Below are 22,228 nucleotides of genomic sequence, written 5' to 3'. Positions count from 1 at the left end.
GACCGGTGCGATATCCGTACGACAGAACAATTGACGACGACGCAGAAGGTCAGGGCGGTGACGATGCGCAAGTTCGTGGGTGCCATGTACGTTCTGGCCGCGCTGGCGGCGGTGCCGGCGCAGGCGCGGCCGCTCGCCGCGATCAAGCAGGACGGCACCCTGCGGGTCGGCCTGACCGGCGACTACGCGCCGTATTCCCTGCGCTTGCCCGACGGCAGCATCAAGGGGGCCGACGTGGTGATGGCGGGCGAGCTCGCCCGGGCGCTGGGCGTCAAGGTCGAGATCGTGCCGACGACCTGGAAAACCCTGAAGGACGACCTCCTCGCCGACCGCTACGACGTCGCGATGGGCGGGGTCAGCGTCACGCCCGACCGGGCCTCGGTGGCCGACTTCTCGGTGCCGGTCCTGACCGACGGCAAGCGCCCGATCGTGCGCTGCGCCGACAAGGGCCGCTTCGTCACGATCAAGGACATCGACAAGCCGGAGGTCCGCGTCGTGGTCAATCCCGGCGGCACCAACCAGCGCTTCGCCGACGCCAACTTCCCGCACGCCTCGGTGCGGGTGTTTCCCGACAACCGCGCCATCTTCAAGGAGGTGGCCGAGGGCCGGGCCGACCTGATGGTCACCGACGGCGCCGAGGTCGACTATCAGTCGCGGCTCAACGCCGGGGTGCTCTGCCCGGCCGCCGTGCCCGACACCTTCGACAAGGCCGACAAGGCCTACTGGATGACCCGCGACCCGGCGCTGAAGGCGGCGGTCGACGAGTGGCTGACGAGGACCCTGAAGAGCGGCGCCTACCAGAAGGCATTGGCGAAGGCGGCGGAGTAGGGCCGAGAGGATCGGGCGCGTTCGACGTCCGCGGGCGCTCCTCGTCCCATTCCGCGGGTCGTCCCGGGCTCCGCCGCGCGGGCCCGGGATGACCCGGCGAGGGTGTCGGGACCGTCTCGTCCGGTCCCGACGTCGCTCAGTGCAGGAACCCGATCGAGATCCACGGCACCAGGATCACCACCACGAGGCCGACGAGCAGCGCCGCCATGTAGCCGATGATCGGCCGGATGCCGGCATCGGGATGGATCCGGCTGATCGCGCAGGCGGCGTAGTAGCCGACGCCGAAGGGCGGCGCGAACAGGCCGACGCCCATCGCCAGGATCACCACCATCGCGTAGTGCACCTCGTGCACGCCGACCTGGCGGGCGATCGGGAACAGCAGCGGCCCGAACAGCACGATCGCCGGGATGCCCTCGAGCACCGAGCCGAGGATCACGAAGGCCACCGCCGAGACGACCAGGAAGCCGAGCGCCCCGCCGGGCAGGCTCTTCATCATCACGGCGAGGCTCTGCGAGAAGCCCGACTGGGTCAGCGCCCAGGCCATGCCGGTCGCCGCCCCGATGATCAGCAGGATCGCCCCCGACAGGGAGGCGGTCGCGACCAGCATCGGGTAGACCCGGCGCCAGTCGAACTGGCGATAGATCAGCAGGCCGGCGAGGATCGCGTAGACGATGCCGATCGTCGAGACCTCCGTGGCGGTCGCCACGCCCTCGACCACCGCGGCGCGGATGACGAAGGGCAGCGCGATCGCCGGGAAGGCGATGACGAGCGCCTTGCCGACCTCGCCCTTGGTGGCGCGGCGGACGTGGCTCAGGTCCTCGCCGCGGTAGCGCCACCAGACCAGCATGCACAGCGTGACGCCGAGCACGACGCCGGGCAGGAGGCCGCCGGTGAAGAGCGCGGTGATCGACACGCCGGTCACCGACCCGATGGTGATCAGCACGAGGCTCGGCGGGATGGTCTCGGTCTGGGCGCCGGTGGCGGCGAGCAGCGCCACGAGGTCGCCCTCCTTGGCGCCGCGCTTCTTCATCTCGGGAAACAGCACCGGGGCCACCGCCGCCATGTCGGCGGCCTTGGAGCCCGAGATGCCCGAGACGAGGTACATCGCGCCGACGAGCACGTAGTGCAGGCCGCCGCGGACGTGGCCGAGCATGCTCGCGAGGAAGCCCACCATGGCCTTGGCCATGCCGGTCATCTCGATGAGCAGGCCGAGGAACACGAAGAGTGGCACGGCGAGCAGGATGAGGTGGCTCATCCCCTCGTCCATGCGCCCGACCACCACCATGGCGGGGGCCCGGGTGGTGAGCATCAGGTAGCCGAAGGTGGCGAGCCCGAACGCGAAGGCGATCGGCACGCCGGTGAAGACCAGCGCGCCGACGCCGATGACGAAGAAGATCAGCAGGTTCCAGTTGCCGAGCGTGCGCAGCAGCGGCTCGGCCAGCATCAGCGCCACGACGACGAGGGCGGTGACGGCGAGCGCCCCGACCGCGTGGCGCCAGTCGGCGCACTCGATCAGCCGGAGCGCCGCCACGACCAGCATCAGGCCGAAGCCGACCGGCAGGGCCGCGGCCCGCCAGGCGTTTGTGATCTCGAGCGCCGGCGTCTGGACGAAGATCTCTTCCGCCGCGAACTCGTAGGCCGGATGCAGCAGCATCACCACGAAGGCGAGGCCGGCGGCGAGCGCCACCGCCTCCAGGAAGGCCTGGGTCTTCACCGAGGCCATGCTGACCAGCGCCGTCATCCGCATGTGCTCGGCGCGGCGGTAGGCCACCACCGAGCCCAGCATGGCGAGCCACAGGAACAGGATCGAGGCGAGCTCGTCCGACCACACGATCGGCGAGTGGAAGACGTAGCGGCTGACGACGCCGGCGAGCAGCACCACGACCTCGGCTACCACCAGGAGGGCGGCCGGGATCTCGATCAGCGGGCCGAGGGCTTTGTCGAGCGTGCGCGCCCAGGCGCGCTTGGCGGAGGCCGCCGGCAGGGCCGGCGTCTCCGTCGCGATATCGACATGCATCGTGCGCCTCCCTCAGGCCAGCTTGCCGGAGACCGCCTCGAGGTGCTCCCAGGCCGCGTCGCCGTACTTGGTCTTCCAGTCCTTGTAGAAGGTCGTGCGGCCGAGCGCATCGCGAAACTTCTGGCGGTCGACGTCGATGAAGGTGATTCCCTTGGCTCCGAGGTCCTGGCGCAGGGAGGCGCTGAGCTTCACGATGTCGGCGCGCTGGTCGTCGGCCGAGCGGTCGAGCTCGCGGGAGACGAGGGTGCGCAGGTCCTCCGGCAGGCGCTGCATCGCCTTCTTGTTGCCGAGGATCCAGTAGCCGTCCCAGACGTGGCCGGTGAGGCTGCAGCTCTTCTGCACCTCGTAGAGCCGGGTCGTCGCCGTGATGGCGAGGGGGTTCTCCTGGCCCTCGAAGATCTTGGTCTGCAGCGCCGAGTACAGCTCGTTGAAGTTGAGCGGGGCGGCGCCGGCCTCGAGCGACTTGAACAGCGAGGTCAGCATCGGCGACGGCGGGACGCGGATCTTGAAGCCCTTGAGGTCCTCCGGCGTCCTGATCTCGCGGGTCGAGGAGGTGATGTGGCGGAAGCCGTTGTCCCACGCCTTCGAGACGGTCTGGATCGGCGTCTTGGCGATCTGCTCGCGGACGTAGGTCCCGAGCCCGCCGTCCATCGCCTTCCAGACGTCGTCGTAGTCCTTGAACGCGAAGCCGGTATTCGGCAGCGCCGCGGCGGCGACGAAGGTCGAGAGGATCGAGGTCGAGAGGTTGAAGAACTCGACGCTGCCGTTGCGTACCTGCGACAGCAGGTCGGTGTCGGAGCCGAGCTGGTTGGCCGGGAAGAGCTTGATGTCGAGCCGGCCGTTCGAGGCCTCGCGGATGCGGGTCAGCGCTTCCTGGGCGCGGATGTTGACCGGGTGGGTCGGGTCCTGGCCGGTGGCGAGCTTGTACTCGAACTCGGCGGCGCGCACCGGGCGGGTGAACACCGTGGCGAGGGGGACGGCGGCGGCGCCGGCAAGCAGCGTGCGGCGGGAGAGGGTGTGGCTCATGAGGGTTTCCTCGGGGATGGGGGGATGGGCCGGTTGGGCCGGCCTCTGAAAATGAAGCGCCTTCCCCTCCCCAGGCGATCCCGGGCTTGCCCGGTATCGCTGCGAGTTGTGGGGAGGGAAGATCGGGTCATTACTTGCCGTTGAGCGCCCGGTAGGAGCCGATGACCTGGCTGTCGTCCTCGGCGCCCGCCCCACGGCTGGAAGCCGCGAGGAAGAGCTGATGCGCCAAGGCCGCCAGCGGCAGCGCCGCCTTCTCGCTGCGCCCGGCCTCCAGCACGATGCCGAGATCCTTGACGAAGATGTCGACCGCGCTGGTGACCCGCGGGGTCTCCTCTAGCATCCGGGGCCCGCGGTCGCGCAGCATCCAGCTCGAGGCGGACGAGCCCGAGACGATCTCGAGCGCCGTCGCACCGTCGATCCCGACCTTGGCGGCGAGCGACATGGCTTCCGCCGCCGCCGCGAGGTTGACCCCGCAGAGCAGCTGGTTGACCGCCTTCATGGTGGCGCCCTGGCCGGGCTCGGGCCCGACATGGAACACCTTGTCGCCCATGGCCGCGAGCAGCGGGCGCACCTCGGACATCACGGCGGCGGGCGCCGCCGCCATGATGGTCAGCGTCCCGGCCTCGGCGCCGACGACCCCGCCGGAAACGGGGGCGTCGACGAAGGCCCGGCCGGTCGCGGTCACCCGCTTCGCCAGAGCCGCGACGGCGGCCGGCGGGCAGGTCGCCATCAGCACCACCGCGGCGTCGGCGGCGAGGCGCTCGAGCGCGCCCTCGCCGAACAGGATGGCCTCCGCCTGGTCGGCATTGACCACCATCAGCACCAGCGCCCCGGCGCCGTCGGCGGCGGCCGCGATCGTCTCGGCGGGGGTGCCGCCGGATTGCGCGAAAGCGGCGCGTCCCTCGGCCCGCACGTCGAAGCCGCGGACGGGAAGGCCGTGGCGCACGAGGTTGCGGGCCATCGGCAGGCCCATCGAGCCGAGGCCGACGAAAGCGACGGGGCGCTCGGCGCTCACAGCCATTCGCGGATGCTCCGCACCATGGCGCCGGTCGAGATGCCGTAGCGGTCGTGGAGGGTCGGCAGGGCGCCGGCATCCAGGAACTCGTCCGGCAGGCCGACCTGGCGGAAGGCCTTGGGCACCGTGCCGGAGCGCATCAGGAGCCCCGCCACCGCCTCGCCGAGGCCGCCGACGACCGTGTGGTTCTCGGCCACCACCACCAGGCGCCCGCCCTTGCCGGCCTCGCGCAGGATGGTCTGCGTGTCGAGCGGCTTGATCGTCGGGACGTGCAGGACCGAGACGTCGATCTTGTCGTCCTTCAGGGCGTCGGCCGCCTCGAGGGCCCGCATGGTCATCAGCCCGGTCGAGATGATCAGGACGTCGTTGCCGTCGCGGATCGTCTTGGCCTTGCCGAGTTCGAACTTGTAGCCGTACTCGTCGAGCACCAGGGGCACGTTGCCGCGCAGGAGCCGCATGTAGACCGGCCCCTTGTGATCGGCGATGGCCGGCACGGCCTGCGCGATCTCGTGCGCGTCGCAGGGGTCGAGGATGGTCATATTGGGCAGGCCGCGGAAGATCGCGATGTCCTCCGTCGCCTGGTGGCTCGGGCCGTAGCCGGTGGTGAGGCCGGGCAGGGCGCAGACGATCTTGACGTCGAGGTTCTCCTCCGCGATCGCCATGCAGATGAAGTCGTAGGCGCGCCGCGCCGCGAACACCGCGTAGGTGGTGGCGAAGGGCTGGAAGCCTTCGCGCGCCATGCCGGCGGCGGCGCTGATCAGCAGCTGCTCGGCCATGCCCATCTGGTAGAAGCGCTCGGGGTGCTTCTGGGCGAAGATGTGCAGGTCGGTGTACTTGCCGAGATCGGCGGTGAGCCCGACGATCTCCGGCCGCTCCTCGGCGAGCTTGGCGAGCGCGTGGCCGAACGGGGCCGGGGCGGTGCGCTGGTCGGGGCCGGCGAGCGACGCGATCATCGCCGAGGTGGTCAGCCGTTCACCCGTGTTGGCCTCGGAGAGCCAGGCCGGGCGCGTGTACTTCGAGCGTTTCATGCGGGCCTCCCGGCATCCAGGATCTTGATCGCGTCCTGCCATTCCTGCGGCTCCACCCGCAGGAAGTGGTTGCGCTCGCGCGCTTCCAGGAACGGGATGCCCTTCGCCATCTTGGTGTCGCAGATGATGATGCGGGGCTTCTGCTCCGAGCAGGCCTTGGCCGCGTCGAAGGCCTGGACGAGGGCGTCGATGTCGTTGCCGTCGACCCGCTGGACGTGCCAGCCGAAGGATTCGAAGCGCGACGCCGCCGGCTCGAAGCCGGTGACCTGCGAGGCCGGGCCGTCGGCCTGCTGGTTGTTGACGTCGACGATGGCGATCAGGTTGTCGAGCTTCCAGTGGCTCGCCGACCAGGCGCCCTCCCAGATCGAGCCCTCGCCGAGCTCGCCGTCGGAGATCAGGCAGTAGACGAACGAGTCCGACTTCTTGCGCTTGAGCCCCAGGCAGAAGCCGACCGCCAGCGCCAGGCCCTGGCCGAGCGAGCCGCCGGTGATCTCCATGCCGGGGGTGTAGGCGGCCATGCCGGACATCGGCAGGCGGCTGTCGTCAGCGCCGTAGCTCGTCAGCTCGTCCTCGGGCAGGATCCCGGCCTCGAGGAGCGCGGCGTAGAGCGCGATGGCGTAGTGGCCGATCGAGAGCAGGAAGCGGTCGCGCCCCTCCCATTCCGGATCATCCGGCCGGTAGCGCATGGCGTGGAAATACGACACCGCCAGCACGTCGGCGATGCCGAGCGCCTGGGCGATGTAGCCCTGGCCCTGGACCTCGCCCATCAGGAGGGCGTTGCGGCGGATGCGGTAGGCGCGCTCGGCCAGCGACGGGCTGTTCTGCCCGGGTTCTGTGGCAGGCATGATGGTCGTCCTCAGTGGATCAGCATGCCGCCGTTCACGTCGATGACGGCGCCGGTGATGTAGGAGGAGAGGTCGGAGGCGAGGAACAGGCAGGCATTGGCCACGTCGTCGGCGACGCCGAGGCGGCCGAGCGGGATGCCCTTGGCGATCTCGACCTTCAGCTCGTCGGTGAGCTTGCCGCCGGTGATGTCGGTCTGGATCAGGCCGGGGGTGATGCTGTTGACCCGCACCGTGTCGGGGCCGAGCTCGCGGGCCATCGCCTTGCCGAGGCCCAGCACGCCGCCCTTGGCGGCGCTGTAGTGCGGGCCGCCGAAGATGCCGCCGCCGCGCTGCGCCGAGACCGACGACATGCAGACGATCGAGCCGGATTGCTGCTTGCGCATCTGCGGCACCACCGCCTGGCTCATGTAGAGCGTGCCGCGCAGGTTCACGTCGAGCACCGCGTCGTAGTTGCCGGGCTCGATGTCCATGAACTTGAGCGGCTGGGTGATGCCGGCGTTGTTGATCAGCACGTCGATGCGGCCGAAGCGGGCGACCACCTCGTCGGCGGCGGCCTGGCAGGCGGCCTTGTCGGTGACGTTGCAGGCGAGGCCGACGTGACCCTCGCCGAGCGAGCGCGCGGCCTCCTCGGCCTGGCCGGCATCGAGATCGAGGATCACCACCTTGGCGCCGTGGCTCGCGAAGAGCTTCGCGGTGGCGCGGCCGATGCCCCGCAGCGAAGCGGCGCCGGTGATCAGGCACACCTTGTCGGTCAGAAGCATGTCGTCCTCCCTCCAGGACGGGCCGGTTGCGGCCCGCTGCACACGAGGGAGCGACGTCGGCGCCGGGGCTCATCCCCGCGTCGCCTTCCGTCCTCGACGGTGCCTCCCTCGTTTCGTTGCGGGCAGAGTGCCCGCCGGCAGGGTCGGCGACAAACGCGGAAATTGCAGCCGGAGGTGAATTTGATTCACTTGACCCTGGGGCAGCGGGGTGGGCGCGGGGCGGGGCCGCGCCCTCACCATTCCGGTGCCGCCGTCCCGAGGCGGCCGGCGGGCCGGTCCCAGCACATCGGCACGCCCGCCACGATGAGCGGCGGCCGCAGGCGCAGCGCCGGCCCCCAGGCGGTCGGCTCGGGCGCCCCCATGCAATCGTCCGGCCCGAGGGGGACGGGGGCGGGCTCCGGCGGAGCGGGCGGGGCGGCGAGCAGGAGGGCGGCGGTCCGGGCGAGCGCGGTGCGCGCCGCGCAGCCCCGGCCGGTGGCGAGGCGGCGGGCGAGGCCGTGCAGGACCGCCGCGGCCATGACGTAGCCGGTGGCGTGGTCGAGGGCCTGGACCGGCAGCGGCGCCGGCCGGTCGGCGCCCCGCATCCCGGCCTCGGCGAGACCGCAGCTCATCTGCACCAAGCTGTCGAAGCCGCGCCGCTCCCGCCACGGGCCGGTCCAGCCATAGGCGTCGAGGCCGACGTCGATCAGGCCCGGCCGCAGGCGGGCCCGGGCCGCGGCGTCGAGCCCGAGGCGGGCGAGCGCGTCCGGCCGGTAGCCGTGGACCAGCACGTCGGCCCCGGAAAGCAAGGCCTCGAACCGGGCCCGGCCGGCCGGATCCTTGAGGTCGAGGCGGGCGCAGGCCTTGCCGAGCGTCGTCTCCGGCAGGACACCAGGCTCGTCCCAATCCGGCGGATCGAGGCGCAGGACCGTGGCGCCGTAGCCGGCGAGGACGCGGGTCGCGACCGGACCGGCGAGCACCCGCGTCAGGTCGAGGACCCGCAGGCCGGCGAGCGGCCGGTCCGGGCGGGCCTCCGCGAGGAGGCCGTCGGGCCCCGCCTCGCCGTCCTCCCAGCTCGCCAGGGGCTCCCGCGCCACCGCCGCGCCCTGCGGGTGGGCGGCCCAGGCGGCGGCGGAGCGCATCGCGGCGGCGCAGCCGCCCGCCGCCACGATGGCGGCTTCGAGGTCGTCCGCCCGCCAGCGTGCGACCGCCTCCGCCACCGCCGCCCGCTCCGGGGCGGATCCCAGCACCGACAGGGCCGCCGCACGGTGATGCGGCGCGTTGGTGTGGAGCCTGATCCAGCCGTCGGCGGCCCGGTAGTCGCCGGCCACCGCGTCCCAGACCGGCGGCAATTCCCACCCTTGCGGGATCAGCGAGCGGGCAAACCACAGGGCTGCGAGGCGCCGGTCGACCGTAACCGCCGGTCGGCTGCCGAAGCGGGCCGCGACCAGCTCCGCCAGGGCGAGCCCCGCGGCCGCGACCGAGGCCGCCGCGAGGTCGCTCACCGGAAACACCGAGGGCAGGGCGCCCGTGCCGGTCACGGCCACCGGCGGGACGTCGTCGGCCCCGAGGGCATGGCGGATCGCCGTCAGCATCGCGTCGAACGGTGATGCTCCGACAGCGCTCGCCATGGCCCTCTCCCTCGTCGTAGGCGGGTCTCCGCGCGTGAGGAGGACGCCGCGCCGGCGGGCTCGTCAACCGGGGCGACCGCGCGCCCCGGCACAGATCGCCCGTCCTACCGGTCGAGCCGGTGCGCCACGACGGCGAGGCCCGCCACCGCGAGCGCCAGGACCGCGCCGATCAGCGGCAGGTGGGCGTAGGCGACCCCCGCCGTGATGGCGACGCCGCCGAGCCAGGCGCCGAGCGCGTTGCCGAGGTTGAACGCGCCCTGGTTGACCGTCGAGGCGAGGTTGCGGGCGCCGTCGGCGGTGGTGAGCACCCGCATCTGCAGCGGCGCCACCAGCGCGAAGGCGAGGATGCCCCAGACGCCGATCACGGCGGTGGCCGGCATCAGGGCGGCGTTCCCCGGCACCAGGGCCAGGATCGCCAGGAGGGCCAGCAGCATCACCGCGAGGGCGAGGCCGAGGCCGATCACCGAGGGCAGCATCCGCCAGTCGCCGAGGCGGCCACCCAGGACGTTGCCGAGCGTCAGTCCGACGCCGAACAGCAGCAGCACGCCGGTGATCGCCGCGGGGCTGGCCCCCGCGGCGGCGGCGAGCATCGGCGCCACGTAGGTGAAGACGCTGAACAGGCTGGCGGAGGCGAGCACGCTCAAGAGCATCGCTAGCACCACCTGCGGGCGGCGCAGGACCCGCATCTCCGACAGGAGGCTGCCGGATTCCCGCGGCAGGTGCCGGGGCAGCCAGGCGAGGAGGGCGGCGGCGGCCAGAAAGCCGATGCCGACCACGGCCCAGAACGTCGCCCGCCAGCCGAGCGCGTGGCCGAGCGCGGTGCCGAAGGGCACGCCGAGCACGTTGGCGAGGGTGAGGCCGGTGAACATCACCGCGATGGCGCTGGCCTTGCGGTGCGGCGGCACCAGATCGGCGGCGACCACCGAGCCGAGGCCGAAGAAGGCGCCGTGGCAGAGCGCCGTGACGATGCGGGCGAGCATCAGCAGGCGGTAATCGGGGCTGAGCGCGCAGAGCGCGTTGCCGAGGATGAACAGGGCGACCAGCACCAGGAGCGCCCGGCGCCGATCGAGGCGCCCGAGCAGCACCGCCACCACCGGCGAGCCGAAGGTGACGCTCAGCGCGTAGCCCGTGACGAGCAGCCCGGCGGTCGGGATGTCGACGCCGAGATCGGCCGCCATCTCGGGCAGGAGCCCCATGATGACGAACTCGGTGGTGCCGATACCGAAGGAGGCCGCCGCCAGCGCCAGGAGCGCCAGGGCCACGGACCGTCCGCCGGACGCGGCGCGGGCGGTGTCGTCGAGGGTGTGCTGCATCGCCGTCCTCATTGCTGCACCGCAGCATAGCGGCGGCGCCGCCCCGGGTTCAGGCGGCCTTGCGCATGGCTGGCCTGCCCGACACCAGGGGCGTCAGCGCAGGGCGGCCCGGGGACCGGCGGTGGCGGGCAGGGCGGCGAGCGCGTCGCGGACGATCGATTCGGTGAGGATCTGCGGCAGCACGGCGACGCCGCCCCGCCCGTCGTAGAGCAGGTAGAGCGGCACGCCCGAGCGGCCGTTGGCCTCCAGCACCCGGGTGATCTCCGGGTTCTGGTTGGTCCAGTCGCCCTTGAGCTGGGCCACGTCGCGGGCCTTGAAGGCCGCCTGGACGGCGTCGGCCCGCAGGGTGGCGCGGTCGTTGACCTGGCAGGTGATGCACCAGGCCGCCGTCATGTTGACGAAGACCGGGCGGTGCGCGGCCAGCAGCCCGTCGAGCCGGGCCTGGCTGAACGGCTCGACCCCGTCGGCGGAGGCCATCGCCACTGGGCCTGCGCGGTCCCGGTCGAGCACGGCCATCAGCCCGGCGAGGCCGAGGAGGGCGAGGATCGCCGCGACCCGGGCCGCGACCTGCGCCCGGCGCCGGCCGACATCGCCGGCCGCCCGTCCGCGCTCGATCGCCCAGGCGCCGAACCCGACGAGGACGAGGCCGGTGAGGCCGGCCATCAGCCCGGTCGGCCCGACCTGCTGGCTCAGCACCCAGACGAGCCAGGCCACCGTGAGGTACAGCGGGAAGGCCAGTAACCCCTTCAGCGTCTCCATCCAGGCGCCGGGCCGGGGCAGGCGGCGCAGGAGCGCCGGCCAGGCCGCCAGCAGGGCGAAGGGCAGGGCGAGGCCGAGGCCGAGGGCGGCGAAGACCGCGAGCGCCACGCCCGCTCCCTGCGTCAGGCCGTAGCCGACCGCCGCGCCCATGAACGGTGCGGTGCAGGGCGTGGCGACCACCGTGGCCAGCACGCCGGTGAAGAACGAGCCCTCGAGCCCGGCGCGCCGGGTCAGCCCGTCGCCGAGGGCGGCGGCCCGGCCGCCGAGATGCCAGACCCCCGACAGGCTCAAGCCCATGGCGAGGAGCCCGTAGGCGAGGCCGGCCACCACCAGGGGCGATTGCAGCTGGAAGCCCCAGCCGATCTGCGCGCCGCCGGCCCTGAGCGCGATCAGCACCGAGGCGAGGCCCAGGAAGGTGGCGAGCACGCCCGCCGCGTAGGCGAGGCCGTGCAGCCGCACCCGGCCCGGGCTCTCGCCGGAATGGCGCACCAGGCTCAGGACCTTGATCGACAGGACCGGGAAGACGCAGGGCATCAGGTTGAGGAGGAGCCCGCCCAGGAAGGCGAGGAGGGCGGCCTGCCACAGGCCCTCGGCCTCTCCCGCTCCGGTCGCAGGCGCGGCCGGAATGGGGGACGCCGGCGCGGCGGCGGCCGGAGCCGGGGCGGGCGCCGCCTCGCCGAGCGCGTAGGCCCGCCGGACCGGGCCGGAGGCGGTCTCCTCGGTCAGGGTCAGGACGCCGTCGGCACGCGGCGCCGGCGCGTCGGGAGCGGCCTGGCTGCTGCGCTGGAGCCGCAGGTGCAGGCCGGCCGCGTCGCTCGTCGCGGTTTGCGGGGCGGCGTGCTCCAGGGCGGTCTCGGAATAGGGGAAGAACGCGACGTCGCGGGCCCGCAGGCCCGGCGCGTCGAGGGTCAGGACCGGGTTCGCGCCCTCGCTCATCCGCACCGGCCAGGGCACCGGCACCGGCAGCCGCTCGCTGCCTTGCGCGAACAGCGGGGCGGTGCGGGGATCGGGCCGCGGGCTGGTGCCGGCGGGGGCGACCGGCAGGGCGAGCGACAGGCTCGCCTCGCCGGGCACGCATTCGCGCTCGCAGACGAGGTAGGAGACCTTGGCCTTGAGGCTCACCGGCCCCGGTCCGACGGCCTCGGGCACCGTCAGCGGCACCGTGAGCAGCACCTCGCCCTCGTAGCCGAAATTCATCAGGTCGCCGACCGGGATCCGCTCCGGCGCCGGCCACTCCACCGCCCCGGCGGCAAAACCCGCCGGCAGGGTCCAGGCGATCTCCGGCGGCAGGCCGGAATCGCCCGGGTTGCGCCAGTAGACGTGCCAGCCCGGCTTCATCGTGAGGCGCACCCCGGCGGTGAGGGGCGCGCCGGGGGCGACCGCGCCCTCCTGCGCCACCAGCTCGGCCCGGACGAGGTCGGCGTATTTCGAGCGTCCCGCGACCTGCGCCCCGGCGGGCCCGAGGGCGAGGCAGGACGCGAGAAGCGCGAGGAGGAGGGCGAGGCGACGGGCGGGCATGGTCTCCGGGTTACCCGGACTCGATGGCGCTGGCGAGGCCGGCCCGCATCGCGTTCGCGTGAAGCGTGCGCGTCACGCGGCCAGCTCGCGCCACGGGGCCGGGTCGAGGGCGGCGGCGAGCGCGTCGAGGAAGCGGCGGGTGCGGGCGGCGCGGGCGCGCCGACGGGCGCCGAGAAGCGCCACGACGGGCGCCTCCGGCGCCGCGAAATCCGGCAGCAGCCGGACGAGGCGGCCCGCCCGCAGGTCGTCGGCGACGTCCCATTCCGAGCGCAGGATGACGCCCCGGCCGGCGAGCGCCCAGCCGCGCACCACCTCGCCGTCGTTGCTGGCCAGGCGCGGCTCGATCCGCACCCGCGCCTCGCGCCCGTCGCGGGCGAAGCGCCACAGGGTCACGTCCTCGTCGTTCTCGCGCAGCGCGATGCAGGCGTGGCCGCGCAGGTCGTCCGGGATCGCGGGCGCCGGGCGTGCCGCGAGGTAGGCGGGCGCCGCGCAGACGATCCGGGCATTGGGGGCGAGCCGCCGGGCGATCAGCCCGGGGGCTGCCCCGGCGATCTCGCCGACATGCACCGCGAGGTCGAAGGTGCCCTCCGGCACGCCGCCGAGGCGGTCGGACAGGGTGAGGTCGATCGCGACCTCCGGATGCGCCGCCTGGAACGCCGCGGCGACCGGGGCGACGTGGCGGCGCCCGAAGCCCAAAGGCGCCACGACCCGCAGGTGGCCCACCACCTGCCCGCGCCGGGCGGCCAAAGCCTCGTCGAGCTCCCCAAGTGCATCGAGGATCGCGCGGCCGCGCTCGGCGAGCACTTCGCCCTCGTCGGTGAGCGCCAGGTGGCGCCCGGGCCGGTCGACGAGATGCGTGCCGAGGCGCTCCTCGAGGGCGCGCAGGCGCTGCGTCACCGCCGGCGGCGACACGTCGAGGGCCCGCGACGCGGCGGCGAGGGAGGGCGCCTCGGCGATGGCGAGAAAGAAGCGAAGGTCGTCGGTCGCGATCATTAACCCAAGGCTTAATGCAGGAGGCACGCCGCGTTAATGGCGCACCCGGGCGCGGCGTGGTCTTTTCGAGCGACGAGACGACACGAACACACCCCGGACATCATGGCCGAACCGACCCCGCTCCACGCCCTCGAGACCCCCTGCCTGCTCCTCGACAAGGCGATCCTGCGCGCCAACGTCGCGCGGATGCAGGTGCATCTGGGCGGGCTCGGGGTGAGCTTGAGACCCCATCTCAAGACCGCCAAGTCCCTCGACGTCGCCCGCATGGCGATGGCGTCGCCCGCCGGCCCCGCCATCGTCTCGACCCTGCGCGAGGCCGAGTATTTCGCGGCCGGCGGGGTGCGCGACATGATCTACGGCGTCGGCATCGCCCCGGCGAAGCTTCCTCGGGTCGCGGCGATCCGGGCCGGCGGCACCGACCTCGCGGTCATCCTCGACAGCCTCGACCAGGCCGAGGCGGTGGCGGCCCATGCCCGCGCCAGCGGCGACGCGGTGCCGGTGCTGATCGAGGTCGATGCCGACGGCCATCGCTCGGGCGTCGCGCCGGGCGACCGCGACACCCTGGTGGCGATCGGCCGGGCGCTCACGGAGGGCGGCGCGACCCTGCGCGGCGTGCTGCTGCATGCCGGCGACAGCTACTCCCTGTCCGATCCCGACGCCCTGGCGGCGGCGGCCGAGGACGAGCGCGTCGCCGCGGTGACGGCGGCCGAGATCCTGCGGGCGGCGGGCCTGTCCTGCCCGGTGGTGAGCGTCGGCTCGACGCCGACCGCACAGTTCGCCCGCGACCTCACCGGGATCACCGAGGTCCGGGCCGGCGTGTTCATGTTCGGCGACCTGTTTCAGTCCGGAATCGGCGCGGTCGCGGTGGCGGACATCGCCGTCTCGGTGCTCGCCACCGTGATCGGCCACCAGCGGGCGAAGGGCTGGATCATCGTCGATGCCGGCTGGATGGCGCTCTCGCGCGACCGCGGCACGGCGCGCCAGGCGGTGGACCAGGGCTACGGCCTCGTCTGCGACCTCGCCGGCCGGCCCTATCCCGACCTCGTGGTGCGCGACGCCAACCAGGAGCACGGCATCGTCGCCGTGCGGCCGGGCGCGGAGGCCCGCCTGCCGGATCTTCCAGTCGGCGCGCAGGTGCGCATCCTGCCCAACCACGCCTGCGCCACCGGCGCGCAGCACGACCGCTACCACGTCCTCGACGCGGACAACCGCGTCGCGGCCGTCTGGCCCCGCATCAACGGCTGGTAGGAGCCCCCATGACCGATCCGATCACCCGCCTCGCCACCCGCGACGCCGCGGCGCCCGCCGGGCACTACTCGCAAGGGGCGGCCTGGGGCGACCTCGTCTTCGTGTCGGGCCAGCTCGGCGCCCGGCCGGACGGCAGCCACACCGCCGACCAGCCCTTCGAGGTCCAGGCGCGCCAGGCGCTCGCCAGCCTCCTCGCCATCCTGGCCGAGGCGGGCAGCGGGCCGGAGCGCATCCTGCGGGTGACGGCCTACGTCGTCGGCGTCGCGCACTGGCCGGAGTTCAACCGGATCTACGCCGAGGTGATGGGCGGGGCGAAGCCCGCCCGCACGGTGGTGCCGGTGCCGGAACTCCACCACGGCTACCTGGTGGAGGTCGAGGCGATCGCCGTGCGGGGCGGGTGAGGACGCCTCACTCCGCCTCCTCGGGCTCGGGCCCGCGGGTCGGGTCGAGGCCCTTGCCGTCCTGGTCCCTTGCCTGCTCCCTGGCCTTCTCCTTGTCGGTCAGGTTCGGCTTCCGCTCCGGGCCCTTGAGCGCCACGGTCTGGCCGGTGCGGGCGGCCTCGTAGATCGCCTCCATCAGGATCTGGTCCTGCAGGCCCTCCTCGCCCGGGGTGCGGGGGGTGCGGTTCTCCAGGATGCAGGTCGCCATGTGGTCGATCTCGAGGGCGAACTGGTTCTTCGCGCCCAGCACCCGCTCGTCCCGGGCCTCGGCCTTGCCCTCGCGGTGGCCGACGAACAGGCGCTGGCCCTGATACGCGAAGGCGTTCTGGAGATCGATCGTGCCGCCCTCGGCCTGGACCTTCAGCGAGCGGGTCTCGTGCGCGCCGTAGCTGGTCGAGCAGAGCGCCAGCGCGCCGGAGGGGAAGCGCAGGGTGAAGGCCACCGTCTCCTCGACCTCGCGGTAGAGCGCGTCGTCCGGCGAATGGACCTGCGCCTGGACCGCGACCGGCTCCTCGCCCATCAGCGCCCGCACGCCGTTGAGGCAGTAGAGCCCGATATCCGGCAGCGCTCCCCCGCCGGCCAGCGCCTTCTTCAGGCGCCACTGCTCGGGCAGGCTCATGGTCTGGGTGTTGGTCGCCTCGATCAGCCGGACCTTGCCGTACTTGGCGCTGCGCACCAGCCGCACGACCTCGCGGTTGTAGGGCTCGTACTGGCAGCGATAGGCGATCATCAGCTTCACCTTCGCGGCCGCGCAGGCCTCGATCATCGCCCGCGCTTCGCCCGAGGAGACCGCCATCGGCTTCTCGCATAGGACGTGCTTGCCGGCGCCCGCGGCGGCGATCACCTGGTCGCGGTGGAGCGCGTTCGGGGTGACGATGTAGACCGCCTTCACCTCCGGGTTGCGGGCGAGCGCGTCCCAGCCGTCGTAGCCGTGGACCGCCTCCGGCTTGATGCCGTACTGCGCCGCCACCGCCTTGGCCTTGTCGGGCGAGCCCGACATCAGCGCGATGGGCTTGGCCTTGCGGCACTCGCCGAAGGCCGGAAGGATCTCCTCGAGCGACAGCCGGCCGAGACCCACGATCGCGAACCCGACCCGCTCGGCCGGCGGCAGCGGCGCCGTCGGGGGCGGGGCCGGGCGGTCGGACGGTCCGCGCCAGTTCGGGAAGCTCACCCGGCCGTTCTCGACCTTGCCGGTATCGACCGGCCGCTCGGGGCCGGGCAGGCCCTGGCCCGAGGCACCCTGGGCCTGCGCCGTCCCGAGGCCGACCAGGGTGGCGCCCCCGGCCATCATCAGGCTGCGGCGCGAGAGGGCGGTGACATCGTCCGGCATCGGGCAACCATCCGTTGGGGCGAGAGAGCCTGCGCAACGTGTCGGGGGCGGGTGGGTTCCGGAGCAGATGATTGAGATCAGCTTGCCCGCGCCTGCTTACGCGAAGGCTCATGATCTATCGTCATTTTCCGGTGAATAATTAGAAGAATACCTCGATCTAATTTTTGGGGGGCAGAATTATTCAGAGATATTTTTATTTTTGATAATAATTGTGCAATACATTGACAAATATATCATCCATAGTTTCCATCGATGCAGTCATCGATATCAATTACGGCTACGCCAACGCCGTATGCTATCCCATTCCCAGATACTATCGAGCATGTACGGTCAAAATTTATAGGAAATCTTTCTTTAAAGTCGGATAGAGCACTCGTCATTGCAGCGATGCCTTGATGATACTGCGGACAAACCACCACGAACCCATGAATGTTTTTGTGGTCGCCATTCAGACTTTTTAGAGATTTTATGATCTTCTTTAATTTCCTAATATCCGTTGCAACATGATTTCTATCTGTCCATAACTTAAACTCGACAAGAGCGTCCAATCGAAAGTTGTCGACCTCCGAGGCCGGATCATAGACCGCCATATCAACCCGGAAACTACCCAATCCAGCGAGGTTGGCCCTATTGACACCCCATTCATGAACGACGCGTCTCATGGGGAGCTCTATACTAACACGCTGTCCAGTGGACTTATGAACAGAAATAGCAGTCGCAGTTTGCACAAATGCCTCTGGCGCAGCCAGAAGGCCAGCCATGTCTGAATAACTTTGTATCGCAGCAAGAGTTGCGTCTCCTAATATGTCGCGCGTCAATCTTGCCATGTCTGCGGCTCGCGTCCAAATTTTTTTGTTTAGAACCTTGCTCGATAATCGGTATATAGTCAAGGGTCAGAATAATAAAAAACGTCATCGCCATTTGTCAAATGCTGGCTGTTGTTTTTCGAAATGCTGATTATAAATACATAAAAATTTTAATACATAAATAATTAGGAACCAGCCCTCAGTATGTGCATCTCTCTACTTCCGTCGGCATGCGCGAACACAAAAGGCCGACCCTCACAGATCGACCCTCCGAAAAACTCATTCGATGCCGGGCTCACTCGCCCGCCATCATCTCCGGCGAGAAATGCCCGCACCAATCCTGCGCCGAGACCACCGGCCACAGGCCGTGGCCCTGCGGCTCGGGCTGGCTCACCGGCGGGTTGAACCGGCACAGGCCTTCCTCGCCCTGGGGGGCACCGGCATTGAGCTTGTGGTCGTCGAAGTAGCGGCAGCTGCGGCAGTTCGCGGACGGGTTCGTCGCCATGCGGCATCTCCTCGTGAATTAGAAACGCTCCAATCAGCGGGATAACGGCGGGCCCGGCGGCGGGTTCCGGGCTTTGCGGATGCGGCTTTCGACCACGGGGATCGGCCGCCTTCCGCCTTGAACGAAACAGGAACGAGGGCCAGGTTGCAGGAATGGACGACGCCCTGAAGAAGAAGCTCACCATCCTCGCCGACGCGGCGAAGTACGATGCCTCCTGCGCCTCGTCGAGGGCGCCGAAGCGCAAGGCCGAGGCCGGCGGGCTCGGCTCGACCACCGGGGCGGGCATCTGCCACGCCTACACGCCGGACGGGCGCTGCGTCTCGCTGCTCAAGATCCTGCTCACCAACTACTGCCTGTTCGACTGCGCCTACTGCGTCAACCGGCGCTCCTCGAACGTCCGGCGGGCCAAGTTCTCGGTCGACGAGGTGGTGACGCTGACGGTCGAGTTCTACAAGCGCAACTACATCGAGGGGCTGTTTCTCTCCTCCGGCATCATCCGCTCGCCCGATCACACGATGGAGCAGCTGATCCGGGTGGCCAAGACCCTGCGCCAGCGCCACGGCTTCCGCGGCTACATCCACCTGAAGACCATTCCCGAGGCGAGCCCGTGGCTGATCGAGCAGGCCGGGCTCTACGCCGACCGTCTCTCGATCAACCTCGAACTGCCGACCGAGGCGAGCCTGGAGCGGCTGGCGCCGGAGAAGGACGGCGCCGCGATCCAGACCGCGATGGGCCAGATGGGCGAGCGCATCCTGCAGGCCAAGGAGGAGAAGCGCCGCTTCGCCCCGGCCGGGCAGTCGACCCAGGTGATCGTCGGCGCCGATGCCAGCACCGACGAATCGCTGATCCGCACCAGCGCCCGGCTCTACGACCATTACGGCCTGAAGCGGATCTACTACTCGGCCTTCAGCCCGATCCCCGATGCGGCCTCGATCCTGCCGAGCAAGTCCCCGCCGCTCCAGCGCGAGCACCGGCTGTACCAGGCCGACTGGCTGATGCGGTACTACGAGTTCTCGCCCGACGACGTGGCGGGAGCGACCGAATCCGGCATGCTCGCCCTCGACGTCGACCCCAAGCTCGCCTGGGCCCTGCGCAACCGCGACCGCTTCCCCGTCGACGTGAACAAGGCCGACCGGGAGATGCTGCTGCGGGTGCCGGGGCTCGGCGTCCGGGCGGTGGACAAGATCGTGGCGGCGCGCCGCCACGCGAGCTTACGGCTCGACGACGTGGCCCGCCTGACCTCCGGCCTCAAGCGCGCCCGGCCGTTCCTCGTCGCCGCCGACTATGCGCCGACCCGGCTCACCGACCGGCTCGACCTGCGCGCCCGCCTCGCCGAGCCGCCGCGCCAGCTGAGCCTGTTCTGATGCCGGCTCACGCTGTTCAAGCGCGCACGATCCGGCTCGCGCCCGGCGCCGATCTCGACGGGTTCCGGGGGGCGATCCGGCGGCTCGTCCCGGCCGGCATCCCGCCCGAGACCGTCACCTGGGTCGAGGGCGAGGCGCCGTCGCTGTTTCCCGACGAGGTCCCGTCCGACGCGACGGGCCCTGCGCTCGCCCTGCCGCGGGCGGTGGCCGGCCTCGTCGCCTCGGTCGTGATGCACCGCGACCCCGAGCGCTACGGCCTGCTCCACCGGCTGATCCGGCGCGTCGCCGACGGCGAGCGCCACCTCGCCGAGGTGGCGAGCGACCCGCTGGTCCACCGCCTGCACCTCATGCGCAAGGCGGTGGGGCGCGACCTGCACAAGATGCACGCCTTCCTGCGCTTCCGCCGCGCCGGGGCGGGGCAGGAGGGCCGGGAGCGCTTCATGGCCTGGTTCGAGCCCGACCACCACATCCTGGCGGAGGCCGCGCCGTTCTTCTCCGCCCGCTTCCCGTCCTTCGACTGGTCGATCCTGACCCCCGACGGCTCGGCCCATTGGGACGGCCGCGCCCTGCGCTTCGGGCCAGCCGGCCGGCGCGAGGACGTGCCGGAGCAGGACGCCTTCGAGGCCGGCTGGACCGACTATTATTCCAGCACCTTCAACCCCGCCCGCACCAACCTCGCGGCGATGCGGGCCGAGATGCCGAAGAAGTACTGGCACAACATGCCCGAGACCGCGGCGATCCCGGGTCTGGTGCGCGAGGCCGGACGGCGGGTCGGCGAGATGATCGCGCGGGCGCCCGAAGCCCCGGTCAAGCGCGTGCCGGCCCGCGCGCTCGCCGCCATGGCGGCGCAGGAGCCCGATTCGCTGGCGGCGCTGAACGCGGTCATCCGCGCCTCCGAGCCGCTGGTGCCGGGCGCGACCCAGGCCGTCCTCGGCGAGGGCCCGATCGGGGCGGGGATCGCCTTCGTGGGCGAGCAGCCGGGCGACCAGGAGGATCTCCAGGGCCGGCCCTTCGTCGGTCCGGCGGGCCAGCTCCTGTCGGGCGCCCTGCGGGAGGCGGGGATCGACCGCGACCGGGCCTACCTGACCAATGCGGTCAAGCACTTCAAGTTCGAGGCGCGCGGCAAGCGGCGCATCCACCAGAAGCCCACCGCCGGCGAGGTCGCGCATTACCGCTGGTGGCTGGAGCGCGAGCTCGCCTTCGTCGGCCCGCGCCTCGTGGTGGCGCTCGGGGCAACCGCGGTGCTGGCGCTCACCGGCCGGCAGGTGCCGATCACCCGGGCCCGCGGGCCGGCGACGTTCGAGGGCAAGCCCTATGGCGGCCTCGTCACCGTGCACCCGTCCTACCTCCTGCGCCTGCCCGACGCGGCGCGGCCCGAGGCCTATGCGGACTTCGTCGCGGACCTGCGCCAGGCCGCCGCCCTCGTGGCGGAACCGGCTCTCGGGGCTGCGGGATAGGATCTTACCTTGCGTCAACGCTGCGTTGCGGCAACCAAGCCCGGGCTGCCGAGTTTGTCGCCTGACCGAATCGGGAATCAAGGACCATGAAGCTGATCGTGTCCGCCCTCACGGCGGGATTGTGCCTGGCGGGCGCCGCGTCGCCCGCCTTCGCCAAGGGTGGCGCCAAGGCGGACCGCTTCGACGGCAACTGGAGCGTCGAGGTCATCACCGAGAGCGGGGCCTGCGACCGCGCCTACCGCTACGGCGTGATCATCCAGAACGGCCAGGCGCGCTACGCCGGCGGCGGCGACTTCACGGTATCGGGCCGGGTGCAGCCGAGCGGCGGCGTGCGGGCGACGATCAGCCGGGGCGACGCGGCCGCGCAGGTGGTCGGCCGGCTCACCGCCGATGGCGGCGGCAACGGCACCTGGACCACCTCCGGCTCCACCGCCTGCAAGGGCCGCTGGAACGCCGAGCGCCGCGGCTGAGAGAAGCGCCGCGGCCGAGAAGGGTACCGAGGCCGCCAGCCGAGAGGCTGATCCGCGACGGGCGGGCCTACGATCCGCCGTAGGTCTGCGCCTCCTCCGGGAAGCGCCCGGCTTGGACGTCCTCCGCGTAGGCGCGCACCGCCGCCTCGACCTGGCCGCGCAGCGCGCCGAACCGCTTCACGAATTTCGGGGTGCGGTCGGACAGGCCGAGCATGTCCTCCAGCACGAGGATCTGGCCGTCGCAGGACGGCGAGGCGCCGATGCCGATGGTCGGCGCGGTGACCTCCGGGGCCTGCGCGATGGCGCGGGCCACCGGCTCGACGATGCCCTCGAGCACGATCGCGCAGGCGCCGGCCTCGCTGATCGCCCGGGCATCCTCCAGGAGCAGGCGCCCCGCATCCGGTGCTTTCCCCTGCACCCGAAAACCCCCCATCGTGTTGATCGCCTGCGGGGTGAGGCCGACATGGCCCATCACCGGGATGCCGCGCCGGGTCAGGAACGCCACCGTCTCGGCGAGATGCGCACCGCCCTCGAGCTTCACCGCCCCGGCCCCGGTCTCCTTGAGGACGCGCGCCGCGCTGGCGAAAGCCTGCTCGCGGCTCGCCTCGTAGGAGCCGAACGGCATGTCGACGACGACGAGCGCATGGGCGGTGCCCCGCACCACCGCCTGCCCGTGCAGGATCATCATCTCCAGGGTCACCGGCAGGGTCGAGTCGAGCCCGTGCGCCACCATGCCGAGCGAATCGCCGACCAGCACGACGTCGCAATGCGGATCGACGATGCCGGCCATCTGCGCCGAGGCGGCGGTGAGGGCGACGATCCTGCGCCCCTCGGCCTTGCGCCGGGCGAGGTCCGGGGCGGTCAGGCGGCGGGACTGCACGACCTGCGACATGGC

General features: G+C 71.5%; 20 protein-coding genes. 6 read left to right on the top strand and 14 right to left on the bottom strand.

Features of this window, described 5'->3' with window-relative positions; translation table 11 throughout:
- Nucleotides 1–63 precede the first annotated feature (63 nt).
- Nucleotides 64–828 carry a transporter substrate-binding domain-containing protein gene (locus tag V3T34_RS11325; RefSeq protein WP_060849421.1) on the top strand — a complete coding sequence of 255 codons (765 nt, stop codon included), beginning with the start codon at nt 64–66 and terminating at the stop codon, nt 826–828.
- Nucleotides 829–964: 136 nt separating this feature from the next.
- On the opposite strand, the gene V3T34_RS11320 is transcribed toward V3T34_RS11325, so the two are convergent.
- From V3T34_RS11320 to V3T34_RS11275, 10 genes are all read right to left on the bottom strand, one after another.
- Nucleotides 965–2,845 carry a TRAP transporter large permease gene (locus V3T34_RS11320; protein WP_060847587.1) on the bottom strand — a complete coding sequence of 627 codons (1,881 nt, stop codon included), beginning with the start codon at nt 2,843–2,845 and terminating at the stop codon, nt 965–967.
- Between the two features lie 12 nt (nt 2,846–2,857).
- Complete coding sequence (locus V3T34_RS11315) at nt 2,858–3,871, bottom strand: TRAP transporter substrate-binding protein (protein WP_305077878.1); 1,014 nt, start codon at nt 3,869–3,871, stop codon at nt 2,858–2,860.
- 130 nt (nt 3,872–4,001) lie between these two features.
- Nucleotides 4,002–4,886, bottom strand: coding sequence for an NAD(P)-dependent oxidoreductase (locus V3T34_RS11310; protein WP_305077891.1), 885 nt, complete (start codon nt 4,884–4,886; stop codon nt 4,002–4,004).
- Complete coding sequence (locus tag V3T34_RS11305) at nt 4,883–5,914, bottom strand: transketolase family protein (RefSeq protein WP_060847590.1); 1,032 nt, start codon at nt 5,912–5,914, stop codon at nt 4,883–4,885. Before V3T34_RS11305 ends, V3T34_RS11310 begins: the two co-directional genes overlap by 4 nt.
- Nucleotides 5,911–6,759 carry a transketolase gene (locus tag V3T34_RS11300; protein ID WP_060847591.1) on the bottom strand — a complete coding sequence of 283 codons (849 nt, stop codon included), beginning with the start codon at nt 6,757–6,759 and terminating at the stop codon, nt 5,911–5,913. The genes V3T34_RS11305 and V3T34_RS11300 overlap by 4 nt, the downstream gene beginning before the upstream one ends.
- Before the next feature lie 11 nt (nt 6,760–6,770).
- On the bottom strand, nt 6,771–7,520 hold the full coding sequence (locus V3T34_RS11295; protein ID WP_048427963.1) for an SDR family NAD(P)-dependent oxidoreductase: 750 nt from the start codon (nt 7,518–7,520) through the stop codon (nt 6,771–6,773).
- A 233-nt stretch (nt 7,521–7,753) separates the two neighbouring features.
- Nucleotides 7,754–9,130 carry a CoA transferase gene (locus V3T34_RS11290; protein WP_305077879.1) on the bottom strand — a complete coding sequence of 459 codons (1,377 nt, stop codon included), beginning with the start codon at nt 9,128–9,130 and terminating at the stop codon, nt 7,754–7,756.
- A 104-nt stretch (nt 9,131–9,234) separates the two neighbouring features.
- Nucleotides 9,235–10,392 (bottom strand): MFS transporter, encoded by a 1,158-nt coding sequence (locus V3T34_RS11285; RefSeq protein ID WP_091888075.1) that lies wholly within the window; start codon nt 10,390–10,392, stop codon nt 9,235–9,237.
- A 144-nt stretch (nt 10,393–10,536) separates the two neighbouring features.
- Complete coding sequence (locus V3T34_RS11280) at nt 10,537–12,720, bottom strand: protein-disulfide reductase DsbD family protein (RefSeq protein WP_305077880.1); 2,184 nt, start codon at nt 12,718–12,720, stop codon at nt 10,537–10,539.
- A 72-nt stretch (nt 12,721–12,792) separates the two neighbouring features.
- A complete protein-coding gene (locus V3T34_RS11275; RefSeq protein ID WP_305077881.1) occupies nt 12,793–13,713 on the bottom strand; it encodes a LysR family transcriptional regulator in 921 nt (306 codons plus the stop codon).
- Between the two features lie 102 nt (nt 13,714–13,815).
- Here V3T34_RS11275 and V3T34_RS11270 point away from each other — a divergent pair, with 102 nt between their 5' ends.
- Together V3T34_RS11270 and V3T34_RS11265 are read left to right on the top strand one after the other, a co-directional pair.
- Entirely contained in the window at nt 13,816–14,961 is a 1,146-nt protein-coding gene (locus V3T34_RS11270; RefSeq protein ID WP_060847595.1) for a DSD1 family PLP-dependent enzyme, read from the top strand.
- A gap of 8 nt (nt 14,962–14,969) precedes the next feature.
- Nucleotides 14,970–15,362, top strand: coding sequence for a RidA family protein (locus V3T34_RS11265; RefSeq protein WP_305077882.1), 393 nt, complete (start codon nt 14,970–14,972; stop codon nt 15,360–15,362).
- Between the two features lie 7 nt (nt 15,363–15,369).
- Here V3T34_RS11265 and V3T34_RS11260 read toward each other — a convergent pair whose 3' ends face one another.
- The 3 genes from V3T34_RS11260 to V3T34_RS11250 all read right to left on the bottom strand — a co-directional run bounded on the left by V3T34_RS11260 (nt 15,370) and on the right by V3T34_RS11250 (nt 18,042).
- Nucleotides 15,370–16,731: a Gfo/Idh/MocA family protein gene (locus tag V3T34_RS11260; RefSeq protein WP_305077883.1), complete on the bottom strand. Its 1,362-nt coding sequence runs from the start codon at nt 16,729–16,731 to the stop codon at nt 15,370–15,372.
- A gap of 233 nt (nt 16,732–16,964) precedes the next feature.
- Nucleotides 16,965–17,558, bottom strand: coding sequence for a hypothetical protein (locus V3T34_RS11255; protein WP_305077884.1), 594 nt, complete (start codon nt 17,556–17,558; stop codon nt 16,965–16,967).
- A gap of 274 nt (nt 17,559–17,832) precedes the next feature.
- Entirely contained in the window at nt 17,833–18,042 is a 210-nt protein-coding gene (locus V3T34_RS11250; RefSeq protein ID WP_305077885.1) for a hypothetical protein, read from the bottom strand.
- Between the two features lie 152 nt (nt 18,043–18,194).
- On the opposite strand from V3T34_RS11250, the gene V3T34_RS11245 reads away from it, so the two are divergent.
- The 3 genes from V3T34_RS11245 (at nt 18,195) to V3T34_RS11235 (ending at nt 21,333) form a co-directional block, all read left to right on the top strand.
- On the top strand, nt 18,195–19,406 hold the full coding sequence (locus V3T34_RS11245; protein ID WP_305077886.1) for a putative DNA modification/repair radical SAM protein: 1,212 nt from the start codon (nt 18,195–18,197) through the stop codon (nt 19,404–19,406).
- Nucleotides 19,406–20,863 (top strand): UdgX family uracil-DNA binding protein, encoded by a 1,458-nt coding sequence (locus tag V3T34_RS11240; RefSeq protein WP_305077887.1) that lies wholly within the window; start codon nt 19,406–19,408, stop codon nt 20,861–20,863. Before V3T34_RS11245 ends, V3T34_RS11240 begins: the two co-directional genes overlap by 1 nt.
- Before the next feature lie 86 nt (nt 20,864–20,949).
- Nucleotides 20,950–21,333, top strand: coding sequence for a hypothetical protein (locus V3T34_RS11235; protein WP_305077888.1), 384 nt, complete (start codon nt 20,950–20,952; stop codon nt 21,331–21,333).
- 67 nt (nt 21,334–21,400) lie between these two features.
- On the opposite strand, the gene panB is transcribed toward V3T34_RS11235, so the two are convergent.
- Nucleotides 21,401–22,225, bottom strand: a complete 825-nt coding sequence (panB, locus tag V3T34_RS11230; protein ID WP_060847600.1) for a 3-methyl-2-oxobutanoate hydroxymethyltransferase — start codon at nt 22,223–22,225, stop codon at nt 21,401–21,403.
- Between the last annotated feature and the right edge of the window lie 3 nt (nt 22,226–22,228).

It is taken from the genome of Methylobacterium ajmalii, assembly GCF_036448855.1.
GTDB classification, from domain to species: domain Bacteria; phylum Pseudomonadota; class Alphaproteobacteria; order Rhizobiales; family Beijerinckiaceae; genus Methylobacterium; species Methylobacterium ajmalii.
This window is presented reverse-complemented; position numbering and strand designations above follow the sequence as displayed.

Excerpts from the sequence above, each read along its gene's own strand:
- V3T34_RS11325 (WP_060849421.1), top strand. The coding sequence starts at position 64 with ATGCGCAAGTTCGTGGGTGCCATGTACGTTCTGGCCGCGCTGGCGGCG.
- V3T34_RS11320 (WP_060847587.1), bottom strand. The coding sequence starts at position 2,845 with ATGCATGTCGATATCGCGACGGAGACGCCGGCCCTGCCGGCGGCCTCC.
- V3T34_RS11315 (WP_305077878.1), bottom strand. The coding sequence starts at position 3,871 with ATGAGCCACACCCTCTCCCGCCGCACGCTGCTTGCCGGCGCCGCCGCC.
- V3T34_RS11305 (WP_060847590.1), bottom strand. The coding sequence starts at position 5,914 with ATGAAACGCTCGAAGTACACGCGCCCGGCCTGGCTCTCCGAGGCCAAC.
- V3T34_RS11300 (WP_060847591.1), bottom strand. The coding sequence starts at position 6,759 with ATGCCTGCCACAGAACCCGGGCAGAACAGCCCGTCGCTGGCCGAGCGC.
- V3T34_RS11295 (WP_048427963.1), bottom strand. The coding sequence starts at position 7,520 with ATGCTTCTGACCGACAAGGTGTGCCTGATCACCGGCGCCGCTTCGCTG.
- V3T34_RS11290 (WP_305077879.1), bottom strand. The coding sequence starts at position 9,130 with ATGGCGAGCGCTGTCGGAGCATCACCGTTCGACGCGATGCTGACGGCG.
- V3T34_RS11280 (WP_305077880.1), bottom strand. The coding sequence starts at position 12,720 with ATGCCCGCCCGTCGCCTCGCCCTCCTCCTCGCGCTTCTCGCGTCCTGC.
- V3T34_RS11275 (WP_305077881.1), bottom strand. The coding sequence starts at position 13,713 with ATGATCGCGACCGACGACCTTCGCTTCTTTCTCGCCATCGCCGAGGCG.
- V3T34_RS11270 (WP_060847595.1), top strand. The coding sequence starts at position 13,816 with ATGGCCGAACCGACCCCGCTCCACGCCCTCGAGACCCCCTGCCTGCTC.
- V3T34_RS11265 (WP_305077882.1), top strand. The coding sequence starts at position 14,970 with ATGACCGATCCGATCACCCGCCTCGCCACCCGCGACGCCGCGGCGCCC.
- V3T34_RS11260 (WP_305077883.1), bottom strand. The coding sequence starts at position 16,731 with ATGCCGGACGATGTCACCGCCCTCTCGCGCCGCAGCCTGATGATGGCC.
- V3T34_RS11255 (WP_305077884.1), bottom strand. The coding sequence starts at position 17,558 with ATGGCAAGATTGACGCGCGACATATTAGGAGACGCAACTCTTGCTGCG.
- V3T34_RS11250 (WP_305077885.1), bottom strand. The coding sequence starts at position 18,042 with ATGGCGACGAACCCGTCCGCGAACTGCCGCAGCTGCCGCTACTTCGAC.
- V3T34_RS11245 (WP_305077886.1), top strand. The coding sequence starts at position 18,195 with ATGGACGACGCCCTGAAGAAGAAGCTCACCATCCTCGCCGACGCGGCG.
- V3T34_RS11240 (WP_305077887.1), top strand. The coding sequence starts at position 19,406 with ATGCCGGCTCACGCTGTTCAAGCGCGCACGATCCGGCTCGCGCCCGGC.
- V3T34_RS11235 (WP_305077888.1), top strand. The coding sequence starts at position 20,950 with ATGAAGCTGATCGTGTCCGCCCTCACGGCGGGATTGTGCCTGGCGGGC.
- panB (WP_060847600.1), bottom strand. The coding sequence starts at position 22,225 with ATGTCGCAGGTCGTGCAGTCCCGCCGCCTGACCGCCCCGGACCTCGCC.